Below are 20588 nucleotides of genomic sequence, written 5' to 3' on the forward strand. Positions count from 1 at the left end.
CCGGAGGTACCTTCCTGTTGTCCAGGGGGAACTTGATCGGGGGGTCGGGTTGAACAGCGGACGTGTGCGTGTGCTCAGGCCGGAGGAGCTGGGCGAGGGGGAACGGGAACACTGGCGGGAGCTGCGCGCCAAGTCGACGGCACCACGCAATCCGTTCATGGAACCGGAGTTCACCGACGTCGTGGGCCGGGTACGGCCGCGGGCGCGGGTGGCGGTGGTGTACGACGGCGGGGAGGCGTCCGGTTTCCTGCCGCACGAGCGCGGGCAGCTGGGCCAGGGCCGGGCGATCGGACTCGGGGTGTCGGACTGCCAGGGTGCGGTGCTGCGCCAGGACCTCGCCCTGAACACCCGCGAACTGCTGCGGGCCTGCTCCCTGTCGAGCTTCGCCTTCGACAACCTGGAGGCGGACCAGGAGCTGTTCGTGCCGTACGCCGCCGAGGAGCTCACCACCTACGTCATCGACGTCGAGCGGGGGTACGAGGCGTACGAGGGCGTACTGCGCGACCGGTCACCGAAGTTCCTCAAGACCACCCTCGCCAAGGAGCGCCGGCTCGGCCGCCAGGTCGGTGACGTGCGCTTCGTGTTCGACGAGCGTGACCCGGCCGCGTTGCGCACGCTCATGGAGTGGAAGTCGGCGCAGTACCGCAGGACGGGGCGCCGCGACCGGTTCGCACAGGAGTGGATCAGCCGGCTCGTGGCACGGCTGGCCGAGACCCGGGCACCGGAGTGCACCGGCACGCTGTCCGTGCTCTACGCCGACCGCCGGCCGGTCGCCGCCCACTTCGGACTGCGCTCGGCGACGGTGCTGGCCTGCTGGTTCCCGGCGTACGACCCGGACTTCGCGAAGTACTCGCCGGGGCTGATCCTGCATCTGCGGATGGCCGAGGCGGCCGCCGCCGAGGGCATCGGCATGCTCGACATGGGGCGGGGCCCGGCGGAGTACAAGGACTCGCTGAAGACCGGTGAACTGCCCGTGTACGAGGGAGCGGCGACGCGTCCGGGGGCGGGCGCCGCGCTGCACTGGCTCGGCCGCGAGCCGGCCCGCCGCGCGCACGGCTTCGTGCGCGACCGGCCCCGGCTGGCGTCGCTGGCGGTGCGGACGTTGAGGGGCGCGGCCCGGCTTCGCCGGTCATGACGGAGGGCATCTACGAGGGGGTGGGCGCATGGCCGGTGTGCGGCGTGCGCGGCATGAGACACGGCGGGAGATAGAGGGGTTCCTCGGCATCGGGCCGGTGCAGGTCGCCGAGCTGGACATCGGAGCCGACGACCCCGAGGCAGGGGAGGGCGCCGAGGGGGCAGCTCGTGCCGACGGGGCTCCCGGCGTCCGGAGGGCTCGTGCCGAGGGAGCCGACGGCATTGAGGCAGCCGCTCGTACCGAGAGAGCTCCTGGCGTCCAGTCGGCTGCCGGCTCCGTGGCGACGGAGCTGAGACCGGGGCCGGGCAGCGCGCCGGTGACGTCCGGCGCGGTGTTCGCCCTGGTCAGGAGGGCGGGGCGGCCCGTCGGTACGGTGCTCGGGCAGGTACCCGAGGGCGCGGATCCCGCGGAGGTGCTGGCCGGGCTCGCCCGGCAGCTCCCCCGGGAGGCGCCGCCCGAGCCGTTGCCCCGGCCGCCGTCCGCCTGCGTCGTGGTCGCCACCCGGGAACGCGCGGACCAGCTCGCCCGCGCGCTGGACTCGCTGCTCGCGCAGGACCACCCGGACTTCGAGATCATCGTCGTCGACAACGCGCCCGTGACCGGCGAGACCCGGGAACTGGTCGAGCGGAAGTACGGCGAGCGGGTGCGGTACGTGTGCGAACCGGTCCCCGGACTCGCGATCGCGCACAACCGGGGTCTCGCGGCCGTACGGAGCGAGGTGATCGCGTTCACCGACGACGACGTGGTCGCCGACCCGCGCTGGCTCACCGAACTGACCGCTCCGTTCGCCGCCGACCCGCGCCTGGGCTGCACCACGGGGCTGATCCTGCCCGCGCGGCTGCGCACCCCCGCCCAGGTGCTGCTGGAGAGCCACGGCGGTTTCGCGAAGGGCTTCACCCCGCGCACGTACGACCCGGCTGACCCGCCCGCCGACGAGCCGCTCTTCCCGTTCACCGCGGGCCGGTTCGGCTCGGGCGCCAACATGGCCTTCCGTACGGCGGTGCTGCGGGCGGTCGGCGGCTTCGACCCGGCGACCGGCGCGGGCACGCGCGCACGGGGAGGCGACGACCTCTACGGATTCGTCCGCGTCCTCGCCGAGGGGCAGCGGCTGCGTTACACCCCGAGCGCACTGGTCTGGCACCACCACCGGGAGACCTGGCGGGACCTGGAGACCCAGGCGTACGGCTACGGCGCGGGCCTCACCGCGTACCTCACGGCGATCCTGGTGAACCGTCCGTCGCTGCTGCCTGCCTTCCTCGCCCGGGTGCCGGGCGGGCTGGCGCACGCGCGGGGGCTGACCGCCGTACGCGCCACCGCCGTACGCGCCACCGCCGACGGCGACGCCACCGACGGCACGGGACCGGCGGCGGGCGTGCCGGGCGGGCACGACTCCCGTACGCATCCCTGGCCGCGGCGCCTGTCCCGGTTGCAGCGCCGGGGCATGCTCTACGGCCCCGTCGGCTATCTGCGGGCCCGCCGCGCCCTGCGCACGGTCGCACTGGAGGCGCGATGAGCGAGGCGGAGGCTCCGGGAGCGACCGGGGCACGGGAGGAGGCCCCGGCTGTGGGCGGGCACATACCCGTCTTCCTCTACCACGCCGTGATGGACGATCCGCCCTCGTGGATCGCCGAGTTCACCGTCAGCCCGAGGCAGTTCGCCGCCCACCTGGACGCGATCGTCGACAGTGGCATGACGCCGGTCACGATCAGCGCGCTCGCCGGCCATCTCGCAGGTCGGGCGCCCCTGCCGCACCGGCCCGTGCTGCTCACCTTCGACGACGGCTTCGCCGACCTGCCCGGTCCCACGGCCGAGGCGCTGGCCGAGCGCGCGCTGCCCGCCACCGCCTACCTCACCACCGGGGCCATCGCCCCGGGCGGGCGCAGTCTGCTGCCGCCCGCCCCGATGATGACCCTGGACGCGGTAGCGGTGCTGGAACGTTCCGGCATGGAGATCGGCAGCCACACCGTCACCCACGCCCAGCTCGACACCCTGTCCGCCAAGGACCTGGCGTACGAACTGCGCACGTCCAAGGCGATGCTGGAGGACACCCTCGGACACCCGGTCCGTCACCTCGCCTACCCGCACGGCTACAACAGCGCGAAGGTGCGGTCGTTGTCGGCCCGCGCCGGGTACGAGACGGCGACCGCCGTGCGGCACGCGCTCAGCTCGGACCGCGACGAGCGGTACCGCATCGCCCGGCTCATCGTGCGGCGCGGCCACACGGTCGCCGACGTCGAGGCGTGGCTGGCGGGAGGGGGCGCCCGGATCGCCCCCTACCGCGACGGGCCGAAGACGGTCGCGTGGCGGTGGTACCGGCGGGGGCGTGCCATGGTCCGGGGCCCCGAGTTCGCCGGGTAGTCAGTGGGTAGTCGGTGGTCGGCAGGGCGCTCCCGTCACTCGAGTGGCTGGTTGAGGTGGGGGTCACCGGCCACCTTGCGCAGGCTGGCCCACGCCCGGTCCCCCGCCACGGCCAGGTTGCAGTGCGGTCCCGGGTCCCGGTAGTTCCACTGGAGGGCGGCCTTGACGCCCTCCAGCTCCTTCAGCACCCCGGGCACCTGCGCGTACCAGTCCGCCTGCCGGTCCGGCCGCTTCGGATCGGATGCACTGCCGAACTCCGAGAGCATCAGGGGCTTGTCGTCGGAGATGTTGGCGCGGATCCAGTCGTGGGTGGCGTGCTGTGTCTGGGCGAAGCTGAGCCAGTCCGTCTTGTGGCAGAGGTAGTAGTTGTACTGGTTGTAGCCGATCCAGTCGACGTACTCGTCCCCCGGGTACATCTTCCCGAACAGGTCCGCGTGGTCCAGGTAGCCGGTGATGATCCAGGTCCACACGACGTTGTCGACGCCCAGCTCCCGGAACCGGTCGTGGATGTGCCGGTAGGCCCGTACGTAGTCGGCCGGGGTGCCGTTGTCCGGCGTACGGGTGTCCATCTCCAGGTCGAAGGAGAGGAACACCTTCTTCCCCGTGCGCTCCCCGTACTCCTTGATGCGCTGTGCCTGGACGTCGATCACGGAGTCGTCCAGGTCGCCGGCGGCTATCTGCTTCCAGGTGGGCTGCTGCTGCTTCGTGCCGCCCCACCACTTGCTCTCCCAGGAGAGCAGCAGCATGCGGTCCTCGCCGACGCGCTGTTCCTGCTCGGTGAGCAGTTGTCCCTCCAGGCGGGTCTCCGTGACCGCCGACATGTCGTGGTACGTGTACACGATGTCGAGCCTGCGCCCGACGTTCTCCTCGTACGCGTCCACCTTCTCGGCCAGGTCGGACTTGTCGTGCGGCACGAAGGCGCCGAACCACGCGCCGCAGGGCGGTTCGAGAATCTCGGTCGGGCGGCACTTGGCGTCGTCGGCCGGGTCGGCGGGGCCGGAGGCGTCGCGCAGGGCGAGCACCGCGACCAGGACCGCGCACGTGGCCGTGACGGATGTGATCAGCAGACGACGCCGGCCCGGGCCCCTGGGGGCCTTGGGCCTGCGGTGCTGTCCGGTCGTCGTCGAGTCCGCAGTCGTGCGGCGAGCGGGACGGGCGAACCTCACGAAGTGGAACCCTTCCGTGTCCTCGGCGCCGTCCCCGGCACCGTCGTGGCCGTCGGGGAGGCACGCAGGCGCGGGCAGAACGCGGCGAGCGTGGTCAGCAGGGTGAGCGTCAGCAGGACGCGGTCCCCGCTGAAGGCGTGCGCGGCTATCAGTACGGTGGCGACGAGCATCGCGGCGCTCACGCTCAGCAGGACGGCCAGCATCAGCCGTTCCAGCAGGTCGGAGTGGCGTTCGAAGTCTGCCTCCCGACGCTCGACGGGGCCCTCCGCACGGCGGACCCGCAGCGCGGGGCCGCAGATCCTGACCAGGGCCGCGCCCGGGCCGACGGCCAGGAAGGCGGCGACCGCCGCGCCGCGCAACGGTGAGCCGCCGGGCAGGGCGAGCGCGGCGAGCGCCAGCCAGCCGCCGAACGGCGGCAGCATACGGATCACGAGGTCCTGCGGAGTCATGGCGTCCTGCGGAGTCATGGCGTCCTGCGCAGTCGTGGCGTCCGGCCGTGTCCTTACGTCGCCGTGCCGTGTCCTTACGTCGTCCTGCGATGTCGCGGCTTCCAGCGGAGTCACGGTTTCCTGCGACGTTCCGGCGTTCCGCGGAGTCACGGCGTTCCGCGGTGTCCCGGCGTTCTGCGGAGTCCCGGCGTCCTGCGGTGTCATCGTCCGGTTCCCTCCCCTTCTCGGCTCGCCTGTTTCAGGACGTAGAGCACTCCGGCGCTGTTCTCCGCCACGCGCTCGAACCGCGGCGAGTTCGCGACGGACTCCCGCACTCGTCTCAACTGGGCCTCGTCCAGCTGGCCGTTCATCTCCGAGTTGGCCACCTGTCCCTGGGTGAGCAGGAAGTAGGCGCGGGCCGGTGCTTCCACCGCGGACATGTCGCGGGCGAGGACGGCGGCCGGGTCCCGGACGATCTCGTCGATGTGGCTCCGGTCGTCGTCGAGGAACCAGTAGTGGTCGACCCTCCAGTACTGCTCGTAGGCGAGCGGATAGTTCCGGTTGGCGGCGACGACCAGGGAGTCGTCGGGCGCCTGGTCGAAGAGCTGCTGGACCATGGCCACCTCCCGGGACGGGAAGTAGTTGATGCGGTCCTTGCCCGAGTAACTCGGCACGAAGGCGAGGGTTCCGGCGAGCAGCACCAGCGGCGGCACCCAGGCCCCGTACCTCAGCGGGGGCAACGAGGGCAGCGGCAGGCGACGACGCCGGGCGGAGATGGCCGGCGAACGTCCGGCCGTTTCCCGCGCGGCGGCGTCGGCGGCCAGCGTGCGGACCTTCGGCAGCAGTGCGGCGGCGGCGAAGAAGGCCGCGCCGGGCAGTGTGAACATCAGAACCCGGAAGATCATCTCGCTGCCGTAGCTGCTCGCCACGAACATCGGCAGCGGCGCCGCCGCGACCAGCAGCAGCGGCAGTGCCCGGTGCCGCAGCACCCGCTGGCGCAGGAGGCCGGCCAGCGCGAGCAGCAGTACCGAACCCGACAGCAGCCGGGCCGCCCATGAGGTCATCACCGCGCCGGTGCCGGTGGGGGTGGCTCCGTATCCCGTCTCCACGTTGGCGCCGACGTCACCGACCGAACGGATCATGTCCGGCATGGCGGCGGACAGGAAGGGCAGCGCGGCCGTGAGGCACCAGGCCAGGAAGACGACGACCGTCGTGACCGCCGGAACCCAGTCCCGGTGGCGACGCGTGAAGGCCAGGGCGACGAGCGTGACGACGAGCATGGCGGGGGTCAGCTGGTGCGATACGACTATGGCGGTGACCAGCACGCTGAGCAGTACGGTCCACACCGCCTGCCCCTGCCGGCCGCGCCGCCCGCCGGAACGGCCGTAGCGGCGCAGTACGACCGCGATGACGCCCAGGTGCAGGACGAAGGCGACGGACTGCGGGGAGAAGTAGTCCTGGCCCACCCAGTTGGCGACGTAGAACAGCCACACGGCGGTCCAGATCAGCCGCCGGTCCTCGGTGAACGTCCGGTAGATCAGCAGCAGCGGGAGCAGCAGCATCAGGCTGGAGGCCAGCGGCCACCAGGCCATGTACATCGCGGCGTTGTCCACGCCCAGCAGTCGCACCAGCGCGGCCTGGGCGGCGAAGAAGCCGGGCCACTGGTCGTAGACGGCCATGTCGCCGAGCTGGTCCGCGGTCTGGAGCCCGCCGGACGTCAGGAGGTGGTCGATGACCGCGTCGTGCTTCCACGCCCACGCGTAGAGCGGGGTCGGGTAGAGGACGGCCTGGGTGGCCCGCTCCATCACCAGCAGGCCCAGGACGTACGCGAGCGACCAGGCATGGCGACGGCGCGGATCGCGGACCGTGAACCAGAACCCGGTGGTGAGCACGGCGAGGCCGGCCCAGAAGGTGGGGTGCACCGCGCTGACCAGGCCGAAGTCGTCCAGGGCGGACACGTCGGTGTGACGCGTCGCGTAGCCCCACAGGGCGAGCGCGACGAGCAGGGGCACGGCCGGCCAGGCGGCGGCCGCGCGGGCCGGCCAGGCGGCTGGGGTGAGGTCGGACAGATCCGTCACGGGCGGCTCGGGGACGGAGCCCGAGGACTCCGCGGTAGAGGGGTGATGGGCGCTTGTGGTGATCCCCCGGCCCGGCCGGGCGGACGCCTCCTCCGAGGTCCTGGGAGCCGACTCCTGTGAAGTGCGGGGAGTCGGCTCCTGCGCGGTGCGGGAGGGCGCGACCGTCTCCCGCGTGTAGCCGCGCTCGGGCTCGTGGTCGTCGTGCTCGGGCCCGTGTTCGTGGTCGTCGTGTTCGTGGTCGTCGTGCTCGGGGTCGTGCTCGTGCTCGGGGTCGTCGCGGTTGCGGTTGTGGTCGCGGTCGTCGCGGTCGGGTCCGTGGTCCTGTTCGTGCCCGCGCGCGGGGGTTGCCCCGGTGCCCGGCGCGTCCGAGGGTGCCGGTGCGTCCCGGTTCGACGCGTCCGGGGTCTCCTGCCCGGGCGCGGGCTCTGGTGCGGATCTCTCCCGTGGAGTTGCTGGCGGACGCACGACGGTTCCCCCCTGGCGATTCGGCTCTGTGCTTGATCAGTCCCTGGACTTGTCGTTCGGTCTGGTGCGGTGCGGGGGCTGTGCCATCTCCGTCATGCCCCGCATCGAGGCCGGGCGGCGCAGGGACAGGAGCAGGACGGCGAGGACGAGGAGCAGGAGGAGAGGCGGCACGACCGGTGCCAGCTCCTGACGCCAGACCCAGCTCCCCACCGCGGCGAGATACAGGACCCCCCAGCGCCCCTGCCACGGCAGCCGGTTCCCCGCCTTCGCGAGCAGCAGCCACAGCGGCACGAGGCACAGCAGCTGCAGGACGAGCGGCGTCCAGCGCAGCAGTGGGCCGGGCCCGTCGAGCCCTACCGCTTCTGCCAGGAATCCGGCCGTCTCGGTGTATAACGCCCCGCCTACCGCCTCCGGTTCCCGGCCGAGGGCGACGGGCGCCGCGTGGAGGGCGAGGACGGCGGCACCCAGCGCGGTGCCGGGCAGCCATGGGTCGGGCGAGGCGCACAAGGTCACGGATGCCACGAACACCACAAGCAGCAGGGCCCCCGCGATCAGCGCCGGCAGCGGCAGCCCCCGCATCAGTTCCTGCCCCGTGAGTTCGGCCCCTGTCCCGGACGCGCCGTCCAGCCACGGCAGTTCACGCATTGCCACCAGGAACACCACGGTGGCGACGCCGAGCAGCAGCCACAGGGCGGGCCGCAGACGCCGCTCGGGGATCGCCCCGAATCCGTCGTCGTCCCCGACGAACCTGCCGTCATCGCCGTCGGGGCCGGCATCGGCGTGGAGGACGTGGTCCCCCTCGTGGCCGTGCTCCCCGTCGTGGCCGTGGTCCCCGTCGCGGTCACCGGGCCCGGAGCGACCGGAGTCGGCGTCAGCTCCGGCGCCAGCGCCGGCGCCGGAGCCGGAGCCCAGGTCCGAGTTCACGTCGGTAACGTCGTCCGGGCCGGATACCGGCCCGGGCTCGGCGTCGGGGTGCCGCGACCGCCGGACGATCACCGCGAGGGTGTCCGCCTCCAGGGCTTCCCGCTCGTACCCCGGCCGCCCTATGAAAAGGGCGACCGTGTCGTCCCGTGACGCCTCGTCGGTCTGCTCCTGCTCGTACGCCGCCCGCCGCGCCCAGCTCGTGCCGTACCCCGCGGTGGCGTTCAACCGCGCCCAGCGGGTGCCGTAGGAGGTGCCGGGGCCGGGTTTCCGCCCACCCCGCAGCCGGGCGCCGCCGGAGGAACCCGAGTCCCCGGGACTGCCGGAATCATCGGCTCCGTCGATGCCGCGGAGGGCGGCGCGCAGGCCGGGCGCGCAGCCGACGGCGACCACCGTCATGCTCCCCAGCACCGCCCAGCCGGCGCCCGCGATCCCGGCCGGGGTGAACAGCATCGCCGCGCTGCCCAGCACGAGGAGGCACATGGTGCCCTGCACGGCGGCGAGCACGCCGGTACGTCCCTGCACGCGGAGCACGCCGATGTACAGCTCGACCACGATCCTCGGCAGCGCCCCGACGGCCAGCAGCCGCAGCACCGTGGAGCCGTGCTCGGCGTAGTCCTCGTCGAAGGGCGCGAGGATCTGCGGGGCGAAGACGACCAGGACGAGCACCACCGGCACCAGCAGCAGCGTCATGCGGCGCAGCGCCCCGCGGACACCGTCGGCGAGGCGGCGCGGGTCGTGCGAGGCGTGCGCGGTGAGGGAGGAGGCCATGTTGATGGCCATGAACTCCATCGTGCCGCCGACGGTGTAGGCCACGTAGAAGTAGCCGTTCTCCGCGGCGCTGAAGTTGACCGCGACCATCACCGGCAGCAGGTTGATCATCGCCAGGCTGAACACCGCGCCCAGCGAGTCCCCGGCGAGGAACCGGCCCATCTCGCGGACCTTGGGCGGCTCCACGTCACGGTCGGCGGCGGCCTGGCGCGGGATGAGTCTGCGGAAGATCAGCCAGCCGAGGGGCAGGGTGGAGAAGGCGATGGCCACGGCCCAGGACACGAAGATGCCGAGCACCGGCAGCGTGGTGGCGAAGACGGCGAGCAGGATCAGCTTCCCGACCGAGAACACCGCGTTCCCGGCGGGCACCCACTCCGCCTTGCGCAACCCGGTCAGCACGCCGTCCTGGAGGGTGAGCAGCGCCCAGGCCACGCACGCCGCGACGAACAGCGCCCCCGCCTCGGCGGTGCCCAGCGGTGCGTACGACGCACCCCACAGGTCGAGGGTGAGCAGGAAGACGACGGCGGCCACGGCGACGACCACCGAACTGGCCGCGTACGCCCGCCACACCAGCCACCCGGTCGCACGGCCGGCCCGCGGCACGAAACGGACCACGGCGCCGATCATCGTGGTCGCCGTGATGCTGGCGAGCAGCCGCATGGCGGCAATGGCGGCGGAGCCCTGCCCGACGGCCTCCTCGGAGTAGTAGCGGGCGGCCACGAGCCAGAAGCCGAGGCCGAGCACGGCGGAGACACCGGTGCTGAGCATCAGGAAGTAGGCGTTCTTGAAGAGCGAGTCGCCGCCGCGCCCGCTCTCCGGCAGCCTCTTGCCGCCGCCCGCGGGCGCCGCGGTGGTCTCGTGCACCTGAGTCTCAGCCACCGGACGGAGCCAGCCCTTCCGGTGCCTCGGCCGGCCGTACTCCGGACTCCTCCAGCGCCGCGACGGCCGCACGGGCCCGCAGCGGATCCACCGGCAGGGCGTGCCGCGCGAACCAGCGCGCCCCCTCGGGGGAAGGCGACGGGTCGGTGAAGGCCGTGCCCGCGTAGTCGTCCAGCGGCGGGTCGTAGAGGTATCCGACGACGATGCCGCGCCGGGCCAGCGCCCGGGCCGCCGCGTCCCGGTCCGCCACGAGCAGCGGCACGCGGAACAACGGCTGCGCCGTGTCCGGTGACCGGCTCCTCGCGCCTTCCCACGCGTCCGGCCGCGCCCAGCGCGTCGACAGCAGCAGCTCCGTGCCCGCACGGCAGTCGGCGAGTACGTCGTCCAGTCGGCCGAGCCCGCGTCCGATGCGCCCGAGCCGGAACCGGCCGCCCCGCAGCCGGTAGTCGTGCATGTCGACGCGGACCCAGGAATCATGGGCGTCCAGGTCGGGGGCCGAGGCGACCGCGCGGGCCAGCTCGTCAGGTCGCAGCGGCATCCGGATCCCCTCCCGCTCCGTCAGCCCCAGCAGCCGCATCGTGGCCCAGGCGGCCGACCGAAGCCGCAGTCCGCGTACGGCGGCCTCCGCGTACGGCCGTACGGCATAGGCGGCTTCCGCCGTCGCGCGGCGGGGAAGCAGCAGGTCGTCACAGGCCTTTTCCAGTGCCTCCCGCAGCCCCGGATCGGCGACCGCGAGGATGCCTCCGGCCTTCGCGCCGACGTGCTTCGACAGGCTGAAAACGGAGGCGTCGCCCCAGGCGCCGACCGGCCGTCCCCCCACCTCGCTGCCGATGGCGTGCGCCGCGTCCTCGAACAGCGGGATTCCCAACGCGTCGCAGCGGGCCCGCAGTCCGGGCGCCGGGTCCGGGTTTCCGTACAGGTTCGTCGTCAGCACGGCGGACAGCGAGCCCCACGTCTCCTCGGGCACGGCATCGATGTCGATGGACGCGTCCGACGGATTCAGCGGCGCCTGCACCGGCCGCAGTCCGGCGGCGAGCACGACGAAGAAGATGACGTCGTCGTTGACCGGCGACATCAGCACCCGGCCGCCCGGCGGGCACCAGTGACGCAGTGCCGCGTACAGCCCGAAACGGCACGACGGTACGTACACGCATTCCCGGCCGAGTCGGCTGCGCATGGTCTCTTCCAGCCGCTTCCTCGGCTGCGAACCAGACCGCACCGATCCCGGACCGGCCTCCCCTGTGGCCATCCGCCCCCCTGGTGTGCCATCGAAAGCCCCCTCCCCGAGGCTTTCCGGCACCCGCCCAGAGTCACCCCGTTCGCACCGCTCCGTCAAGATTGCGTACCGGCCTGTGGACAACTTCCCGCACTCAAGCGGAAGCGGAGCGCCACATCCCCGGCCGTACACGCGGGCGTACGCGGGCGGTGCGGGAGTCGCACCACCGGTCACTCCGCTCGCCTTCCGCACCGGCACCCGGGCCACTCGGCGCACGTCGGCCCACCGGGCACGCCCTCCCCCGCCACGCACCGCCGCCTCCCGACACACTGCCCAAGACCGGTGTGCCACCCGTAACGTGTGGCCCGGCCACGAACCGCGTGGCGCACACGGCGCGCACGGCGCACATGGCGAGCACGAAAGCGAGGCAGCACCCGATGCCCCCCTTCGATGTCCCCGAGGGCGACCCCTTCGGCCCGCACAACCTTCCGTACGGCGTGTTCTCGGTCCCCGGCACCCAGGAGCGGACGGTGGGCGTCCGGCTCGGCGACCACGTCCTCGACGCCGGCGCGGCGGCCCACGCGCTCGGCTCGCCGTACGCCTCCCTGCTCGCACGGCCCACCCTGAACCCGTTGCTGGCGGCCGGCCGCACCGCCTGGTCCGACGTACGGCGCGCCCTGACGGCCTGGGTGACCGTCCCCTCCCACCGCGAGACCCTCGAACCCCTCTTCCACCCCCTCTCGTCGGTGACCCTCCACCTGCCCTTCGAGGTCGCGGACTACGTCGACTTCTACGCCTCCGAGAACCACGCCCGGAACGTCGGCCAGATCTTCCGCCCCGACGCCGCCGACTCCCTCACCCCGAACTGGAAGCACCTCCCGATCGGTTACCACGGCCGCTCCGGCACGGTCGTCGTGTCGGGCACGGACGTCGTACGACCGTCCGGGCAGCGCAAGGCCCCGGCCGACGCCGCTCCCGTCTTCGGTCCGTCCGTCCGCCTGGACATCGAGGCGGAGGTCGGCTTCGTGGTGGGCGTGCCGTCCGAACTGGGCAGCCCGGTGGCGCTCGGCGACTTCCGCGAGCACGTCTTCGGACTCTGCCTGCTCAACGACTGGTCCGCGCGGGACGTCCAGGCCTGGGAGTACGTCCCCCTCGGTCCGTTCCTCGGCAAGTCGTTCGCCACGTCCGTGTCGGCCTGGGTCACGCCGCTGGACGCCCTGGAGGAGGCGCGGGTGGCCCCGCCGGAGCGCACGCACGAACTGCTGCCCTACCTGGACGACACCACCGGGGAGCGGGACGAGCCCGGAGGCTACGACCTGCGGATCTCCGTCGCCGTCAACGGCCACGTCGTGTCCGAGCCGCCGTTCTCCACCATGTACTGGACGGCCGCCCAGCAGTTGGCCCACATGACCGTCAACGGCGCCTCCCTGCGCACGGGCGACCTCTACGGATCCGGCACGGTGAGCGGGCCGACGGAGCGGGAGCGCGGGTCCCTGCTCGAACTGACCTGGAACGGACGCGACCCCCTGGAACTCCCCGACGGCAAGCGGACGTTCCTGGAGGACGGGGACGTGGTGACCCTGTCCGCCTGGGCCCCGGGTCCGGGCGGCACCCGGGTGGGGCTGGGCGAGGTGACCGGGCGGGTGACCGGGCCACGGGCCGGGCGGTAGCAGGGCGGTAGCTCACGGGGCACCCGCGGACCACGGACCGGAGGACCGGACACCAACTCGCAGGGCCGCGCCAGGCCAAGGAAACGGACGACAGCTCACAGGGCTCCCGCCGGGCCACGGACCGGGTGGAAGCCCACGGGACTGCCGCCCGGCCGGACCAGTTGACCGCTGGGGCCTGACTCACACCGCCCGTCACCGTCATACTGGCGTCGGGCGGTGTGCGCGGCGTCTCCGCACCCGCGCGACGAGCACCGCCGCACCGAGGCATCCCAAGACACACCGAGGCCTCGGCGCCGCCCACCAGAACCGCACCACAGCCAGAGCCGCCCTTCCGACCAGGATCCGGAGCCCGTGGCATGACCGTCTGCCTGCTCCTGCTGTTCGTCGTCGCCGTGACCGCCGCGGTGCCGGTGCCGCGCGCGCTGACCCGGTCCTCGTGGCCCGAACGGGACCCGGTGGTCGCACTGTGGGTGTGGCAGTGCCTGGTCGCCACCGTCCTGCTGTGCTGCCTGACGGCCCTCGTCCTCGGCGCCGCCGCCGTCTTCGGCACCGTCCGCGCCCAGCTCTTCGCGCCGGCGCCGCCCGCGGTGACCGCTGCCTACAACCTCTCCGCCGGCTCGCCCTGGGCGGCCGCCCTCACCCTGCTGCTGGCAGGCGGCGCCGCCTGGACGACCGCCATGCTCGCCCGCGAGCTCGTCGAGGCCCGCCGACGGCGCGCCCAGTCACGTGCCCACCTGCGCGAACGAGCCCCCGACCTGCCCGCCGGACTCCCCGCCGCCCGCGGCCCCCTGCTGGTGCTGGAGGACGAGTACCCGGACGCCTGGTGGATGCCCGGCAACCCGCCCCAGCTGATCGTCACCACCGGCGCTCTGCAGCGCCTCACCGACCACCAGCTCGACGCCGTCCTCACCCACGAGCGCGGCCACGCCCGGGCCCGCCACGACTGGCTGCTCCACCTGTCCACCGCCCTCGCCACCGGCTTCCCGCGGGTCCCCCTCTTCGCTCACTTCTGCGACCAGACCCACCGCCTGGTCGAACTCTCCGCCGACGACACCGCCTCCCGCCGCTGCGGTCACCTGACCACGGCGCTGGCCCTGATCGAGCTGAACCAGCACCGCGGTGTCCTGTCCTGCTCCTCCAGCCACCGCCTCCTCGGCGAACGCGTCGACCGCCTCCTCGAACCCCCGCCCCGCCTGCTCCCCCGGCATCGGGCCCTGACCACCGCGACAGCCGCCCTGGTCCCCCTGCTTCCTCTGCTGATCACCTTTGCCCCGGGCCTGACGGCGCTGGCGTAGGCAGCCGCGCCCCCGCATGACGCCCACCCGGGCGCGGCTCACCACCGCCTTCGGCAAGCCCTCTACATCCAGTCGTCGGGCTCGGGCTCGGGCTCCGGCTCGGGCCAGGCGTCCGTGTCGTCCGCGCCGGGGCCTGGGTCGACCGACGGACGCCCCGGGGCAGGCGCCGCGGCCGGTCCGTCCAGTCCCGCCAGCACCGCCAGCACGCCCTCCCCGTACGTGGCCAGCTTCTTCTCACCGACCCCGCTGATGCCTCCGAGCTGCCCGATCGAGGTGGGCCAGGCGGTGGCGATCTCCCGGAGCGTGGCGTCGTGGAAGATGACGTACGCCGGAACGCCGTGCTCGCGGGCCTGCTCCGCACGCCAGGCACGCAACGCCTCGAAGGCGGGGAGCAGTTCGTCGGGCAGTTCGACCGCGGCGGCCTTGGACTTGCGGTCCCCGCGTCCGCCGCCCGCCGACCGGGCCGCGGCCGGCTTCTTGGGCTCCTTCCGCAGCGGCACCTCCCGCTCCCGCCTCAGTACCGCCCCGCTGTTCTCGGTCAGCACCAACGTGCCGTACTCGCCCTCGACCGCGAGCAGCCCCTGGGCCAGCATCTGCCGGGCGACGCCACGCCACTCGCCCTCGGTGAGCTCCTCGCCGATACCGAACACGGAGAGCTGGTCGTGGTCGAACTGGATCACCTTGGCGGTGCGCTTGCCCAGCAGGATGTCGATGATCTGTCCCGCGCCGAACTTCTGCCCGCGCTCCCGCTTCAGCCGCACCACCGTCGACAGCACCTTCTGTGCCGGGACCGTGCCGTCCCAGGTCTCCGGCGGGGTGAGACAGGTGTCGCAGTTGCCGCAGCCGGCCGGGTCCGGGTCCTGCCCGAAGTAGGCGAGGAGCTGGCCGCGGCGGCACTGCGCGGTCTCGCACAGGGCGAGCATCGCGTCCAGGTGGGACTGGGCCCGGCGGCGGAACACCTCGTCACCCTCGCCGGACTGGATCAGCTTGCGCTGCTGTATGACGTCGTTGAGGCCGTACGCCATCCAGGCCGTCGACGGCAGCCCGTCACGCCCGGCGCGTCCGGTCTCCTGGTAGTAGCCCTCCACCGACTTGGGCAGGTCCAGGTGGGCGACGAACCGCACGTCCGGCTTGTCGATGCCCATGCCGAAGGCGATGGTCGCCACGACCACCAGGCCGTCCTCCCGCAGGAACCTCGACTGGTGGGCCGCGCGGGTGCCCGCGTCCAGGCCCGCGTGGTACGGCACCGCCTCGACGCCGTTGCGCGACAGGAACTCGGCGGTCTTCTCGACGGAGTTGCGCGACAGGCAGTACACGATGCCCGCGTCCCCGGGGTGCTCCTCGCGCAGGAAGCTCAGCAACTGCTTCTTCGGGTCGGACTTCGGCACGACCCGGTACTGGATGTTGGGCCGGTCGAAGCTGGCCACGAAGTGCCGCGCCGTCGGCATGTTCAGCCGCTCGGTGATCTCGCGGTGCGTCGCGTGCGTGGCCGTCGCCGTGAGCGCCAGGCGGGGCACGTCCGGCCAGCGCTCACCGAGCAGCGACAGGGCGAGATAGTCGGGCCGGAAGTCGTGACCCCACTGCGAGACGCAGTGCGCCTCGTCGATCGCGAAGAGGGAGATCTTGCCCCGGGAGAGCAGGTCGAGGGTGCCCTCCAGACGCAGCCGCTCCGGCGCCAGGTACAGCAGGTCCAGCTCGCCGGCGAGGAACTCGGCCTCCACCACGCGCCGCTCGTCGAAGTCCTGCGTGGAGTTCATGAACCCGGCCCGCACTCCGAGGGCCCGCAGCGCGTCCACCTGGTCCTGCATCAGCGCGATCAGCGGCGAGACCACGATGCCCGTGCCGGGCCGGACCAGGGACGGAATCTGGTAGCACAGCGACTTGCCGCCACCGGTCGGCATGAGCACGACGGCGTCGCCGCCCGCGATCACGTGGTCGACGACCGCCTCCTGCTCGCCGCGGAAGGCCTCGTACCCGAAGACCCGGTGCAGCGTGGCCAGCGCCTCGCTGTCCACGTCCCGCACCTGTGTCGCCTCTGTCATCTCGCCGATCACGCCCGTCCCGCCCATCGCCTCGTCCCCCGTACGTCCTGCCTCGCCCGTCTGGTCTGTCTGGTCCGTCCTGTCCCGACCACTCCCTCAACGATAGGGGTCCGCACCGACAGCCCTGGAGTTATCCACAGACCGCCCGCCATGGCCGGCGTCAAGGACACGACAGTCGTTCACACGTTCGCGGGAGACCCGCCCGTTTCCGCCGGATAGTCTGATTGCACCCGCGAGACTCCGTCCCATGGGAGCACTGATGAGCGTCGCACCGAAGGCGTCCACACCCGCCTGGCCGATCCCGCCCGAGGGTGGCTGGACCGCGGACGACTTGGACCAGCTTCCGAATCTGCCTCCGCATACGGAATTGATCGACGGGAGCCTGGTCTTCGTGAGTCCGCAGACCGCCTTTCATGAACGAGCTGTCGACTTCTTCAAATGGCAGTTGCAGTCGTTGGCGCCTGCCGAGTTCGAGGTCTTTCGTGAGTTCACGATCGACATCGACGCGCAGAACAGGCCAGAGCCGGACGTCATCCTGTTTCGGGCCGACGCCTGGACGGATTCGACCCAGACCCGGTTTCCGTCATCGGCCGTCACGCTGGCAGTCGAGGTGGTCTCCACCGACTCGGTCTCACGAGACCGCGAGACCAAGCCGGTGAAGTACGCCAGGGCGAAGATCCCCCACTACTGGCGTGTCGAGAGCGAGAACGGGCTTGCGGTGGTCCACGCCTTCGAGCTGGAGCCCACCACCGGCGCCTACACCAGCGTGGGCATCTTCCGCGAGCGCATGAAGGTGATCGCGCCCTTCCCGATGGATCTGGACCTGACAGGCATCAAGGCCCGTCCCAGCGGCGAGTGACCCCCGCGCACGTGACGGCGGCCCGGCACCCCGAAAGGGTGCCGGGCCGCTGCCGTACCGGCATGCGCGAGCGCCGCGTCAGCGCACGAACACCCCCGCCTGTCCCGCCAGGTCCAGGAAGTACTGCGGCGCCACACCGAGCACCACCGTGACCGCCACTCCGACGGCGATGGCCGTCATCGTCAGCGGCGACGGCACCGCGACGGTCGGGCCCTCCGGGCGCGGCTCGCTGAAGAACATCAGGACGATCACGCGGATGTAGAAGAACGCCGCGATCGCCGACGAGATCACGCCGATCACGACCAGCGGGGCCGCGCCGCCCTCCGCCGCCGCCTTGAACACGGCGAACTTGCCCGAGAACCCGGAGGTCAGCGGGATGCCCGCGAAGGCCAGCAGGAACACCGCGAACACGGCCGCCACCAGCGGCGACCTGCGCCCGAGCCCGGCCCACTTCGACAGGTGCGTCGCCTCGCCGCCCGCGTCGCGCACCAGCGTGACGACCGCGAAGGCGCCGATCGTGACGAAGGAGTACGCGGCCAGGTAGAAGAGGACGGACGAGATGCCGTCCGGCGTGGTCGCGATGACACCGGCGAGGATGAAGCCCGCGTGCGCGATCGACGAGTACGCCAGCAGCCGCTTGATGTCGGTCTGCGTGATCGCGACGATCGCACCGGCCAGCATGGTGACGATCGCCACGGCCCACATCACCGGCCGCCAGTCCCAGCGCAGGCCGGGCAGGACGACGTAGAGGATGCGGAGCAGCGCGCCGAAGGCGGCCACCTTGGTCGCCGCCGCCATGAAGCCGGTCACCGGCGTCGGCGCGCCCTGGTACACGTCCGGCGTCCACATGTGGAACGGCACCGCGCCCACCTTGAACAGCAGGCCCATGACGATCAGCGCGGACCCGACGAGCAGCAGCGCGTCGTTGCCCATGGTGTCGGCGAGTGCCGGGGTGACGTTCTGCACGGTGCCGTCGACGACCTGCGCGATCGTGCCGTACGACATGGAGCCCGCGTAGCCGTAGAGCAGGGCGATGCCGAACAGGGTGAACGCGGAGGCGAACGCGCCGAGCAGGAAGTACTTGACCGCCGCCTCCTGCGACATCAGCCGCTTGCGGCGGGCCAGCGCGCACAGCAGGTACAGCGGGAGGGAGAAGACCTCGAGGGCCACGAACAGCGTCAGGAGGTCGTTGGCCGCCGGGAAGACCAGCATGCCGGCGACGGCGAAGAGCAGCAGCGGGAACACCTCGGTGGTGGTGAACCCGGCCTTCACCGCCTTCTGCTCGCTCTCGCTGCCCGGCACGGACGCGGCCTGCGCGGCGAAGGAGTCGACGCGGTTGCCGTGCGCCTCCGGGTCGAGGCGCCGCTCGGCGAACGTGAACAGGCCGACCAGACTCGCCAGCAGGATCGTGCCCTGCAGGAACAGGGCCGGTCCGTCGACGGCGATGGCGCCCATCGCCGCGATGCCCGCCTTGGTGGTGCCGTAGCCGCCCGCCGCGAGCGCGACGACCGCGGCGAACGCGGCGACGAGCGCGACGGCGGACACGAACATCTGCACGTAGTAGCGGGACCTGCGCGGCACGAAGGCCTCGATCAGGATCCCGATGATCGCCGCGCCGATGACAATGAGGGTGGGCGACAGCTGCCCGTACTCGATCTTCGGCGCGTCGATCTTCGCGATCGGATCGGCCGCCGTAGCCGCCGTTGTCCACAGGCTGTGGACGGCTGTTGCGCTCACTTGGCCGCCTCCACCTCGGGCTGGGGGTCCTTCTTCTGTACGTCGGACATGGTCTGCTCCACGGCGGGGTTGACGATGTCCGTGAGGGGCTTCGGATAGACGCCCAGGAAGATCAGCAGCGCCACCAGCGGCGCCACGACCACCAGCTCGCGCACCCGCAGGTCGGGCATCGCGGACACCTCCGGCTTCACCGGGCCCGTCATCGTCCGCTGGTAGAGGACGAGGGTGTAGAGCGCGGCGAGCACGATGCCGAAGGTGGCGATGATGCCGATCACCGGATAGCGCGTGAACGTCCCGACCAGGACCAGGAACTCGCTGACGAAGGGCGCGAGGCCCGGTAGCGACAGGGTCGCCAGGCCGCCGATCAGGAAGGTGCCGGCGAGGACCGGGGCGACCTTCTGCACTCCGCCGTAGTCGGCGATGAGCCGCGAGCCGCGCCGTGAGATCAGGAAACCGGCGATCAGCATCAGGACGGCGGTCGAGATCCCGTGGTTGACCATGTACAGGGTCGCGCCGGACTGGCCCTGGCTGGTCATCGCGAAGATGCCCATGATGATGAAACCGAAGTGGGAGATCGACGCGTAGGCGATCAGCCGCTTGATGTCGCGCTGGCCGACCGCGAGCAGCGCGCCGTAGATGATGCTGATGACCGCCAGGGCGAGAATGACCGGCGTCGCCCACTTGCTCGCCTCCGGGAACAGGCCGAGGCAGAAGCGGAGCATCGCGAAGGTGCCGACCTTGTCGACGACCGCCGTGATGAGCACGGCGGTCGGGGCGGTCGACTCCTGCATGGCGTTGGGCAGCCAGGTGTGCAGCGGCCACAGCGGCGCCTTCACCGCGAAGGCGAAGAAGAAGCCGAGGAACAGCCACCGCTCCGTGCTGGTCGCCATGTCCAGTTCGCCGCTCGCCCGGGCCTCGGCGATCTCGGTGAGCGAGAAGTTCCCGGCGACCACGTACAGCCCGATCACCGCGGCCAGCATGATCAGACCGCCGGCCAGGTTGTAGAGGAGGAACTTCACCGCGGCGTACGACCGCTGCGTCGCCGCCGTCTTCTCACCGTGCTCGTGGGCCCGGTCCCCGAAGCCGCCGATGAGGAAGTACATCGGGATCAGCATGGCTTCGAAGAAGATGTAGAAGAGGAAGACGTCGGTGGCCTCGAAGGAGATGATGACCATCGCCTCGACGGCCAGGATCAGGGCGAAGAAGCCCTGCGTCGGCCGCCACCGGCTGCTGCCGGTCTCCAGGGGATCGGCGTCGTGCCACCCCGCGAGGATGATGAACGGGATCAGCAGGGCGGTCAGCGCGATCAGCGCCACCGCGATGCCGTCCACGCCCAGCTCGTACCGGACGCCGAACTCCGCGATCCAGGAGTGGGACTCGGTGAGCTGGTAGCGGTCGCCGTCGGGGTCGAAACGGATGAGGACCGCGATCGCCAGCGCGAGCGTGGCCAGCGAGACCAGCAGCGCCAGCCACTTGGCAGCGGTGCGTTTCGCGGCCGGCACCGCGGCCGTGGCGATCGCCCCGACGGCCGGAAGGGCCGCCGTGACTGTGAGCAGGGGAAAGGACAT

At 72.0% G+C, this 20588-nt stretch carries 14 protein-coding genes; 6 read left to right on the forward strand and 8 right to left on the reverse strand.

Going from position 1 to position 20588, the window contains the following annotated elements; translation table 11 throughout:
• The first annotated feature begins 64 nt into the window (after positions 1 to 64).
• The 3 genes from ACP4J0_RS18915 (at position 65) to ACP4J0_RS18925 (ending at position 3493) form a co-directional block, all read left to right on the forward strand.
• Entirely contained in the window at positions 65 to 1135 is a 1071-nt protein-coding gene (locus ACP4J0_RS18915) for a GNAT family N-acetyltransferase (RefSeq protein ID WP_426599839.1), read from the forward strand.
• Between the two features lie 28 nt (positions 1136 to 1163).
• Positions 1164 to 2648 (forward strand): glycosyltransferase, encoded by a 1485-nt coding sequence (locus ACP4J0_RS18920; protein WP_426599840.1) that lies wholly within the window; start codon positions 1164 to 1166, stop codon positions 2646 to 2648.
• Positions 2649 to 2737: 89 nt separating this feature from the next.
• A complete protein-coding gene (locus tag ACP4J0_RS18925; protein ID WP_426599931.1) occupies positions 2738 to 3493 on the forward strand; it encodes a polysaccharide deacetylase family protein in 756 nt (251 codons plus the stop codon).
• Between the two features lie 35 nt (positions 3494 to 3528).
• Here the strand turns inward: ACP4J0_RS18925 and ACP4J0_RS18930 are convergent, their stop codons facing one another.
• The 5 genes from ACP4J0_RS18930 to ACP4J0_RS18950 form a co-directional block, all read right to left on the reverse strand.
• Positions 3529 to 4659 (reverse strand): glycosyl hydrolase, encoded by a 1131-nt coding sequence (locus tag ACP4J0_RS18930; RefSeq protein WP_426599841.1) that lies wholly within the window; start codon positions 4657 to 4659, stop codon positions 3529 to 3531.
• A complete protein-coding gene (locus tag ACP4J0_RS18935) occupies positions 4656 to 5126 on the reverse strand; it encodes a hypothetical protein (RefSeq protein WP_426599842.1) in 471 nt (156 codons plus the stop codon). The genes ACP4J0_RS18930 and ACP4J0_RS18935 overlap by 4 nt, the downstream gene beginning before the upstream one ends.
• Before the next feature lie 182 nt (positions 5127 to 5308).
• Positions 5309 to 7630 (reverse strand): glycosyltransferase, encoded by a 2322-nt coding sequence (locus ACP4J0_RS18940; RefSeq protein ID WP_426599843.1) that lies wholly within the window; start codon positions 7628 to 7630, stop codon positions 5309 to 5311.
• 36 nt (positions 7631 to 7666) lie between these two features.
• Positions 7667 to 10201, reverse strand: coding sequence for a lipopolysaccharide biosynthesis protein (locus ACP4J0_RS18945; protein ID WP_426599844.1), 2535 nt, complete (start codon positions 10199 to 10201; stop codon positions 7667 to 7669).
• Positions 10194 to 11450, reverse strand: coding sequence for a DegT/DnrJ/EryC1/StrS family aminotransferase (locus tag ACP4J0_RS18950; protein WP_426599845.1), 1257 nt, complete (start codon positions 11448 to 11450; stop codon positions 10194 to 10196). The genes ACP4J0_RS18945 and ACP4J0_RS18950 overlap by 8 nt, the downstream gene beginning before the upstream one ends.
• A 404-nt stretch (positions 11451 to 11854) precedes the next feature.
• On the opposite strand from ACP4J0_RS18950, the gene fahA reads away from it, so the two are divergent.
• Together fahA and ACP4J0_RS18960 are read left to right on the forward strand one after the other, a co-directional pair.
• Positions 11855 to 13087 carry a fumarylacetoacetase gene (gene fahA / locus ACP4J0_RS18955; protein WP_426599846.1) on the forward strand — a complete coding sequence of 411 codons (1233 nt, stop codon included), beginning with the start codon at positions 11855 to 11857 and terminating at the stop codon, positions 13085 to 13087.
• Positions 13088 to 13443: 356 nt separating this feature from the next.
• Complete coding sequence (locus tag ACP4J0_RS18960; protein ID WP_426599847.1) at positions 13444 to 14382, forward strand: M56 family metallopeptidase; 939 nt, start codon at positions 13444 to 13446, stop codon at positions 14380 to 14382.
• A 62-nt stretch (positions 14383 to 14444) separates the two neighbouring features.
• Here the strand turns inward: ACP4J0_RS18960 and recQ are convergent, their stop codons facing one another.
• Positions 14445 to 16451 (reverse strand): DNA helicase RecQ, encoded by a 2007-nt coding sequence (gene recQ / locus ACP4J0_RS18965; RefSeq protein ID WP_426599848.1) that lies wholly within the window; start codon positions 16449 to 16451, stop codon positions 14445 to 14447.
• 232 nt (positions 16452 to 16683) lie between these two features.
• Between recQ and ACP4J0_RS18970 the strand changes: the two genes are divergently transcribed.
• Entirely contained in the window at positions 16684 to 17283 is a 600-nt protein-coding gene (locus ACP4J0_RS18970; protein ID WP_426599932.1) for a Uma2 family endonuclease, read from the forward strand.
• Positions 17284 to 17361: 78 nt separating this feature from the next.
• Here ACP4J0_RS18970 and nuoN read toward each other — a convergent pair whose 3' ends face one another.
• A complete protein-coding gene (gene nuoN, locus ACP4J0_RS18975) occupies positions 17362 to 19020 on the reverse strand; it encodes an NADH-quinone oxidoreductase subunit NuoN (RefSeq protein ID WP_426599849.1) in 1659 nt (552 codons plus the stop codon).
• Positions 19017 to 20588 (reverse strand): NADH-quinone oxidoreductase subunit M, encoded by a 1572-nt coding sequence (locus ACP4J0_RS18980; RefSeq protein ID WP_426599850.1) that lies wholly within the window; start codon positions 20586 to 20588, stop codon positions 19017 to 19019. The genes nuoN and ACP4J0_RS18980 overlap by 4 nt, the downstream gene beginning before the upstream one ends.

Source organism: Streptomyces sp. WG7, assembly GCF_049975785.1.
GTDB lineage: Bacteria > Actinomycetota > Actinomycetes > Streptomycetales > Streptomycetaceae > Streptomyces.

Bases quoted from the DNA above. Each gene is read 5' to 3' on its own strand.
- fahA (WP_426599846.1), top strand. From the start codon at position 11,855: ATGCCCCCCTTCGATGTCCCCGAGGGCGACCCCTTCGGCCCGCACAAC.
- ACP4J0_RS18950 (WP_426599845.1), bottom strand. From the start codon at position 11,450: ATGGCCACAGGGGAGGCCGGTCCGGGATCGGTGCGGTCTGGTTCGCAG.
- ACP4J0_RS18935 (WP_426599842.1), bottom strand. From the start codon at position 5,126: ATGACTCCGCAGGACGCCATGACTCCGCAGGACCTCGTGATCCGTATG.
- ACP4J0_RS18925 (WP_426599931.1), top strand. From the start codon at position 2,738: ATGGACGATCCGCCCTCGTGGATCGCCGAGTTCACCGTCAGCCCGAGG.
- recQ (WP_426599848.1), bottom strand. From the start codon at position 16,451: ATGGGCGGGACGGGCGTGATCGGCGAGATGACAGAGGCGACACAGGTG.
- ACP4J0_RS18980 (WP_426599850.1), bottom strand. From the start codon at position 20,588: ATGTCCTTTCCCCTGCTCACAGTCACGGCGGCCCTTCCGGCCGTCGGG.
- ACP4J0_RS18960 (WP_426599847.1), top strand. From the start codon at position 13,444: ATGACCGTCTGCCTGCTCCTGCTGTTCGTCGTCGCCGTGACCGCCGCG.
- ACP4J0_RS18920 (WP_426599840.1), top strand. From the start codon at position 1,164: ATGGCCGGTGTGCGGCGTGCGCGGCATGAGACACGGCGGGAGATAGAG.
- ACP4J0_RS18970 (WP_426599932.1), top strand. From the start codon at position 16,684: ATGAGCGTCGCACCGAAGGCGTCCACACCCGCCTGGCCGATCCCGCCC.